Below are 8,100 nucleotides of genomic sequence, written 5' to 3' on the forward strand. Positions count from 1 at the left end.
CGGTGTCGGAGGAGTGAACGCGGAGGTTCGGCGGTCCGGCGGGTGATGTCGGTCGCCAGAGGTGATGTCGGAGGTGCTGTCTAGCGTGACCGGTATGTCAATGTTGCCGCCGGCGCCGTTCGGGCGCGTGATCACAGCGATGGTCACGCCGTTCCGGGCGGACGGCGGTCTCGATGAGGCGGGTGCCGCGGAGCTCGCGAACCGTCTGGTGGACGCCGGCAACGACGGGCTCGTGGTCAACGGCACCACCGGGGAGTCTCCGACGACCACCGACGAGGAGAAGGACCGCCTGGTGCGGGTCGTCGTCGAGGCCGTGGGAAGCCGCGCCCGCGTGATCTCCGGTGTCGGGACGAGTGACACCGCGCACAGCGTGGAACTGGCGCGGGCCGCCGAAGCCGCGGGCGCGCACGGCCTGCTCGTCGTGACGCCCTACTACAACAAGCCACCGCAGGCCGGGTTGCTGCGGCATTTCGTCACCGTCGCCGAGGCGACCGGGCTACCGGTCGTCATCTACGACATCCCCGGCCGGACCGGGGTCCCGGTGGCGTCGGAGACTCTGGTGCGGTTGGCCGAACACCCGCGTATCGTCGCGGTCAAGGACGCTAAGGACGATCTGCCCGCATCCTCCTGGGTGCTGGCGCGGACCGGTCTGGCGTATTACTCCGGCACCGACGCGCTCAACCTGCCGTTGCTGTCCATCGGGGCCTGCGGAGTCATCAGTGTTGTCGGGCACGTGGCCGCACCCGCGATCCGTGCCATGATCGAGGCCTTCGGGGCCGGTGAGGTGGGTCGGGCGATCGCGCTGCATCAGGGCTTGCTGCCCGCGTATGAAGGAATGTTCCGCAGCCAGGGCGTGATCCTGGCCAAGGCCGCGCTGCGGCTGGCCGGGCTGCCCGCGGGGCCGGTCCGGCCACCGTTGGTGGACGCCGCTCCCGCCGAGGTCGCGCGGCTGCGGGCGGACCTCGCCGAGGCGGTCCTCGACGTCGCCGGGCCACCGGGCGCGCCGGCCGGCGCCTTGTCCGGGCCCGCCTTGTCCGGGCCCGCCTCGTCCGGGCCCGCCTCGTCCGGGCCCGCCTCGTCCGTCGGACTGGCCGTCGCCGCGGCGGGTGAGGTCTCATGAGCCATCCGCATCCCGACCTCGGCCCGCCGCCGCCGCTGCGCGCGGACGGCCTGCGGATCATCCCGCTCGGTGGGGTCGGGGAGATCGGTCGCAACATGACCGTCTTCGAACACGCCGGCCGGCTGCTGATCGTGGACTGCGGGGTGTTGTTCCCGGAGGACGTCCAGCCGGGGATCGACCTGATCCTGCCCGACTTCACCGCCATCCGGGATCGCCTCGACGACATCGAGGCGGTGATCCTCACCCACGCACACGAGGATCACATCGGGGCGGTGCCCTACCTGCTGCGGGAACGGCGTGACATCCCGCTGATCGGCACCCGGCTCACCCTGGCGCTGATGAACGCGAAGCTCGCCGAGCACCGCGTCAAGGCGGTCACTCAGGAGATCCGGGAGGAGGAGCGGCACGCCTTCGGGCCGTTCGAGTGCGAGTTCTTCGCGGTCAACCACTCCATCCCGGACGCCGTGGCCGTGGCCATCCGCACCGAGGCCGGGCTCGTCCTGCACACCGGCGACTTCAAGATGGACCAGCTGCCGCTCGACGGCCGGCTGACCGACCTGGGGGGCTTCGCGCGGCTCGGCCGCGAGGGTGTGGACCTGCTGCTGTCCGACTCGACCAATGCCGAGGTGCCCGGGTTTGTCACCTCCGAGCGGGAGATCGCCCCGGTGCTCGACGGAGTCTTCCGCGAGGCGACCCGCCGGATCATCATCGCCTGCTTCGCCAGCCATGTGCACCGGGTGCAGCAGGTGCTCGACGCGGCCGAGGAGCACGGTCGGTCGGTCTGCTTCGTGGGCAGGTCGATGGTCCGCAACATGGGAGTGGCCCGCGACCTCGGGTTGCTGCAGGTGCCACCGGGTCTGATCGTCGACGCCCGGGACGTGGACGCGCTGCCGGACCGCAACATCTGCCTGATCTCCACGGGCTCCCAGGGGGAGCCGCTCTCGGCCCTGTCCCGGATGGCCAACCGGGATCACCAGATCCGCATCCAGGCCGGCGACACGGTCGTGCTCGCCTCCAGCCTCATCCCCGGCAACGAGAACGCGGTGTTCCGGGTGATCAACGGGCTGACCCGCTACGGCGCCAAGGTCGTTCACAAGGGCGTGGCGAAGGTGCACACCTCGGGTCACGCCCCGGCGGGCGAGCTGCTCTACGTCCTGAACGCCACCAGGCCGTCCAACGTCATGCCGGTCCACGGCGAATGGCGGCACCTGCGGGCCCACGCTAAGCTCGCCGAGGCGACCGGGGTGCCCCCGGACCACGTGGTGCTCGCCGAGGACGGCATGGTCATCGACCTGCTCGACGGCCGGGCGCGGATCACCGGCGTTGTTCCCTGCGGCTATGTCTACGTCGACGGCGCCGCGGTCGGGGACGTCGGTGAGCCGAGCCTGAAGGACCGCCGGATCCTCGGCGAGGAGGGTTTCATCACGATCACCGTCGTGGTGGACGCCGCGGCGGGCAAGGTCGTCGTCGGCCCGGATCTCTCTGCCCGCGGTTTCTCCGATGCGCCGGGCACCTTCGACTCCGTCTCCAAACTGGTCAGCGACGGGCTGGTGGACGCGATGCGCACCGGGATGAACGATCTGACGGCCCTGCAGCAGCTCGTGCGGCGCACGGTCGGTCGCTGGGTCAACGAGAACTACCGGCGCCGCCCGATGATCGTTCCGGTGGTTCTCGAGGTCTGAGGCGTTGCGGCGCGCCCGGTTCGTCGGGGTTGCCAGTACTCGGGCACGCTCGTGTGTACCGTTTCGACGGTGGCCACACGGACCAGTGGCGCGCGGACGCGTGCGCAGACGGAGACGGCCACGTCCCGGCCGGGGGGCGGTGGTGGGCGTCAAGGCACCTCGCGGGGTGAAGGTACCCCGCGAGGCGGCGGTCAGGGCGGCCAGGCACGCGCATCGACGGCGGCTGGCCGGTCGGGCAGCTCCGGCCGGTCGGGCGGCTCCAGCCGGTCAGGCGGCTCCGGCCGGTCAGGCGGGTCCCGCGCGGCCGGCCGCGGTAGGACACCGGCCCGTCCACCGGCCCGGGCGAGTCGCCCCCCGCTGTCGCTGCTGATCGGCCAGACAGTCGTCAAGAGCGTCTACCGGCTGTGGATGGGCGCGGCGACGGCGCTGGGCACCGTGCTGCGCCGGGCCGGCCGGGGCGCCCGTGAGCTGCACATCGATCCAGGGCACCGGCGTGACGGGCTCGGCCTGACCGCGTTCGGCGGGGCGATCCTGGCCGGCGCCTCGGTGTGGTTCTCCGCCGCCGGGCCGCTGGGGAGGTACGTGGCCGCGGTCCTGGAGCTGCTGGTCGGCGCCGGCGCCTGGGCACTGCCGCTGTTCGGCCTGGGCGCCGCGTGGCGGCTGGTCCGGTCCCCGACCGATCCGGGCAGCCGGGGCCGGGTGGTGATCGGGTGGACGGCGGTCGCCGTCGGTCTGCTCGGCATGGTGCACATCGCTCGTGGCCTGCCCGACTTCTCGGACGGCGTCGCCCGGATGCGGGCGGCCGGTGGCTTCGTCGGGCTGCTCGGTGGCCTCCCGCTGGCCAGCGCGGTGACGCCGTACGTCGCCGTTCCGCTGCTGCTGCTGCTGACGTTCTTCGGCGTTCTCGTCATCACGGCGACCCCTGTCCGCCAGGTGCCCGAGCGGCTCGGTGAGCTCGTCGATCGGCTCACCATCGGGGTGCGCGGTCCCGCCCGGGACGCCGGCGAGTACGACGAGGACGAGGACTTCCGCGACGACCCCGAGGACGATTCGGAGCTGTCCGACGGCCTGCTCGCGGCCGGGGCGGCGGGTACGGGCCGGCGTCGGCGCGGCGGTCAGGCGACCCCGCCCGGGGGAACGCCCCCGGGTGATGGCGAGGTCTTCGACGTCGCCGATGCCGCCCGGCCGCCCGCCGGGGACCTCGCCCTCGACCTGTTCGGCGAGCTCGCCGGCCCGGAGGCGGACACCGGCTACGTGACTACGGCCCCCGATCCGGGCGGTGCGGCCGCCGGTGGCGGGGAACCGGTAGCGGGGGCCGCCTCCGGTCCGCCGCGCAGGGCCCGGACCCGGACAGCCCGGGCGACCGCGGGTGCGGCGGACACCGCGACCGGTGTCCCCGGTCCGGGTTCCGCGGACTTCGGCGGCGAGATCGAGCATCTGGTCCCCCCGGCCGACGGTGACTACCGGCTGCCGTCGCCGACCCTGCTGCGCTCCGGTACGCCGCCCAAGGCCCGCTCGGCCGCGACCGACGGGGTGATCGCCTCGCTGACCGACGTGTTCGCCCAGTTCAAAGTGGACGCCCAGGTGACCGGCTTCACCCGGGGACCGACGGTCACCCGCTACGAGGTCGAGCTCGGTGCCGCGGTCAAGGTCGAGCGGATCATCCAGCTCACGAAGAACATCGCGTACGCGGTGAAGAGCCCGGACGTGCGGATCATCAGTCCGATCCCGGGCAAGAGCGCGGTCGGTATCGAGATTCCCAACACCGACCGGGAGTTGGTGTCGCTCGGCGACGTCCTGCGCAGCGGGGAGGCGACCGGCAACCCGCATCCGCTGGTTGTCGGTCTCGGCAAGGACATCGAGGGCGGCTACGTGCTCGCCAACCTGGCCAAGATGCCGCACATCCTCATCGCCGGGGCGACCGGAGCCGGCAAGTCGACGTGTATCAACACCCTCATCACCTCGGTGCTGGCCCGGGCCACCCCTGACCAGGTGCGCATGGTGCTGGTGGACCCCAAGCGGGTCGAGCTGACGAACTACCAGGGTATTCCCCATCTGATCACGCCGATCATCACGAATCCCAAGAAGGCGGCCGATGCGCTGCAATGGGTCGTGAAGGAGATGGAGAACCGGTACGAGGACCTCGCCGCGTGCGGGGTGCGTCACGTCGACGACTTCAACCGCAAAGTGCGTAACGGTGAGATCGCTGCCCCGCCGGGATCCGAACGTGTCTACGTGCCCTACCCCTACATCCTGGCCATCGTCGACGAGCTCGCCGACCTGATGATGGTGGCGCCGCGCGACGTCGAGGACTCTATCTGCCGGATCACCGCCATGGCCCGGGCGGTGGGCATCCACCTGGTGCTCGCCACCCAGCGGCCCTCCGTCGACGTGGTGACCGGCCTGATCAAGGCGAACGTGCCGTCCCGGCTCGCCTTCGCGACGGCGTCGTTGGCGGACAGCCGGACGATCCTCGACCAGGCCGGCGCGGAGAAGCTCGTCGGCCTGGGGGACGCGCTCTTCCTGCCGATGGGAGCGGGCAAACCCGCCCGTATCCAGGGTGCCTTCGTTTCCGAGGACGAGATCGCGGCCATCGTCGACCACACGAAGGAACAGGCGCCGCCGGCGTTCCGGGAGGACGTGTTCGACGCTGGCGGCGAGGCCAGGAAGGAGATCGACGAGGAGATCGGAGACGATCTGCAGCTCTTCCTGCAGGCCGTCGAGCTCGTGGTGAGCACGCAGTTCGGCTCCACCTCGATGCTGCAGCGCAAGCTGCGGGTCGGGTTCGCGAAGGCCGGGCGGCTGATGGACCTGATGGAGAGCCGGGGCATCGTCGGCGCGAGTGAGGGCTCGAAGGCGCGTGACGTGCTGGTCATGCCGGACGAGTTGGAGGGTCTGCTCATAACCCTGCGTAACGGATGAGGAAGCCTCCGATGGAACGTCCCCGCTTTCAGCGCCGGGGGACGCGCCGTAAACTGAAGGCCTCGCGTCCACGGTAGGCGGAAAAGACGGTTGCGGAGGTTCGCTCATGCAGTCCGTGGACGGTCCGCAGCCGCGGGACAGCGTCGGGTCCATCCTGGCGGCGGCACGGCGTGACCGCGGTCTCACGGTCTCCCAGGTCAGCGAGCGCACCCGGGTCAGGGCGGGTCTGATCGATCAGATCGAGCAGGACGACTTCTCGCAGTGCGGCGGCACGGTGTATGCCCGCGGGCATCTGCGCAGCATCGCCACCACCCTCGGGCTCGATCCCGGGCCGGTGCTGGCGGCCTACGACGCCTCGCACGAGCACCAGACCGGCCCGTTGATGATCGTCCCCTCGGCCGAGTTCGATCCGCTGCGCGGGGAGTCCCGCCGGCGGCGCGACGGGTTCCGGTGGGGTCCGGCAATGATCGTTTCGCTGGTCGTGGTGTGTGTCATCGCGGCTCTCGCGCTGCTGCTGCCAGGTTCCTCCGATTCCTCGGACGACAGGGCCGCGCCGGGGCCGGGCGGGGCCGTGGGGCTCACCCCGACCGTGAGCGTCCCGCCGGCCTCGACGAGCCCGGCCGCTCCCACCGCGACCACGCCCGCGCCGACAGGGGTGAACGTCGTCCTGGCGGTACGCGGCGCGCAGAGCTGGCTGGAGGTGCGCGACGACGCCGAGCAGGTCCTGCTCTCCCAGCTCCTGCAGTCCGGCGACAGCCGGACGGTGACGGCGTCGGGGGCCCTGCACATCAAGGTGGGCAATGCCGGTGCGGTCGATGTGTCATGTAACGGCAGGAGCCTCGGGGCGCCGGGCGGACCCGGGCAGGTCGTGACGATCCGGGTGAGCGCCGCCGCTTCCGGCGCCTGCGAGGTCGGCGACGAACAGCGTAGCGGTCTCGTGGCCGCGCCACCGCCCGCGCCGGCCCCGGTAGCCTGACCTGGTGTCCACACGTCTCCATCGCCGGGTAGCTCTGATCACGCTCGGTTGTTCCCGGAACGAGGTGGATTCGGAGGAGCTGGCCGCTCGGCTCGGCGCGGACGGGTGGGAGCTCGTCTCCGACGCCGCCGACGCCGACGCCGTGCTCGTCAACACCTGCGGATTCGTCGACGCGGCGAAGAAGGACTCCATCGACGCCCTGCTTGCGGCGGACGACCTGCGGGCCGGTGGCGGTCCGTCCGGTCCCGCGGACGGCGCCGGCCCGGGTCCGCGCGCGGTGGTGGCCGTGGGCTGCCTGGCCGAGCGGTACGGAACCGAGCTCGCCGAGAGTCTGCCCGAGGCGGACGCGGTCCTCGGATTCGATGCCTATCCGAACATCGCCACGCACCTCGCGGCCGTGCTGGCCGGTACCCCGGTGCCCGCGCACTCCCCGCGTGACCGGCGGACGATGCTGCCGATCACCCCGGTGGACCGGGCCGCGCCCGCTCTCCCGCCGGGCGCGGTGCCCGCCGGAGCCGTTCCGCTGCGCCGGCGGTTGACGACCGGGCCGGTCGCCGTCCTGAAGATCTCCAGCGGGTGTGACCGGCGCTGCGCCTTCTGCGCGATCCCGTCGTTCCGCGGCTCCCACGTCTCGCGGTCGCCCGATGACGTGCTCGCCGAGGCCGAATGGCTGGCCGGTCAGGGTGCCCGCGAGCTGGTCCTGGTCAGCGAGAACTCCACCTCCTACGGCAAGGACCTCGGGGATCTGCGCGCGCTGGAGAAGCTGCTGCCGCAACTCGCGGCGGTGTCGGGCATCGTCCGGGTGCGCACGGTCTACCTGCAGCCCGCCGAGATGCGTCCGTCGCTGCTCGAGGTGCTGCTGACCACTCCGGGCCTCGCGCCCTATCTCGATCTGTCCTTCCAGCACGCGAGCCCGCCGGTGCTGCGCCGGATGCGCCGCTTCGGCGGCAGTGGGCACTTCCTCGACCTGCTCGCCCGCGCCCGCGCGCTGGCGCCCGACCTGGGGGCGCGATCCAACGTCATCGTCGGGTTCCCGGGGGAGACCCCCGAGGATGTCGACATCCTCACGGAGTTCCTCGAGGCCGCCGAGCTCGACGCCGTCGGCGTGTTCGGCTACTCCGACGAGGAGGGTACCGAGGCCGCCGGGCTGACGGGCAAGATCCCCGATGAGCTGATCGAGCGTCGGCGGGTACGCGTCACCGACCTCGTCGAGCAGCTGACCGCCGCCCGGGCGGACGCGCGGATCGGCTCCCGGGTACAGGTTCTGGTGGAGGAGGTCGCCGGTGGTCTGGCCACCGGCTGCGCCGCCCACCAGCAGGCGGAGGTCGACGGTGGCTGCGCCGTGCGACTGTCCCCGGGCGGCGCGGCGGATGACGGGCCGGAGCGCCTCGGGGTGGGGG

5 protein-coding genes are annotated in these 8,100 nt (G+C 72.0%); all 5 read left to right on the plus strand.

The features are described 5' to 3' along the window. The first annotated feature begins 64 nt into the window (after positions 1-64). Positions 65-1,120: a 4-hydroxy-tetrahydrodipicolinate synthase gene (gene dapA / locus AC08OV_RS10740; protein WP_476614060.1), complete on the plus strand. Its 1,056-nt coding sequence runs from the start codon at positions 65-67 to the stop codon at positions 1,118-1,120. Further along, positions 1,117-2,802, plus strand: coding sequence for a ribonuclease J (locus AC08OV_RS10745; protein WP_462202571.1), 1,686 nt, complete (start codon positions 1,117-1,119; stop codon positions 2,800-2,802). The genes dapA and AC08OV_RS10745 overlap by 4 nt, the downstream gene beginning before the upstream one ends. Positions 2,803-3,210: 408 nt before the next feature. Further along, a complete protein-coding gene (locus tag AC08OV_RS10750) occupies positions 3,211-5,724 on the plus strand; it encodes an FtsK/SpoIIIE family DNA translocase (protein ID WP_476614061.1) in 2,514 nt (837 codons plus the stop codon). A gap of 106 nt (positions 5,725-5,830) precedes the next feature. Continuing rightward, positions 5,831-6,700, plus strand: a complete 870-nt coding sequence (locus AC08OV_RS10755; RefSeq protein WP_476614062.1) for a helix-turn-helix domain-containing protein — start codon at positions 5,831-5,833, stop codon at positions 6,698-6,700. 4 nt (positions 6,701-6,704) lie between these two features. Further along, positions 6,705-8,100 (plus strand): MiaB/RimO family radical SAM methylthiotransferase (locus AC08OV_RS10760; RefSeq protein ID WP_476619614.1); only part of this gene is annotated, 1,396 nt, incomplete at its 3' end.

The organism is Frankia sp. CeTa3Moorea, from assembly GCF_978021225.1.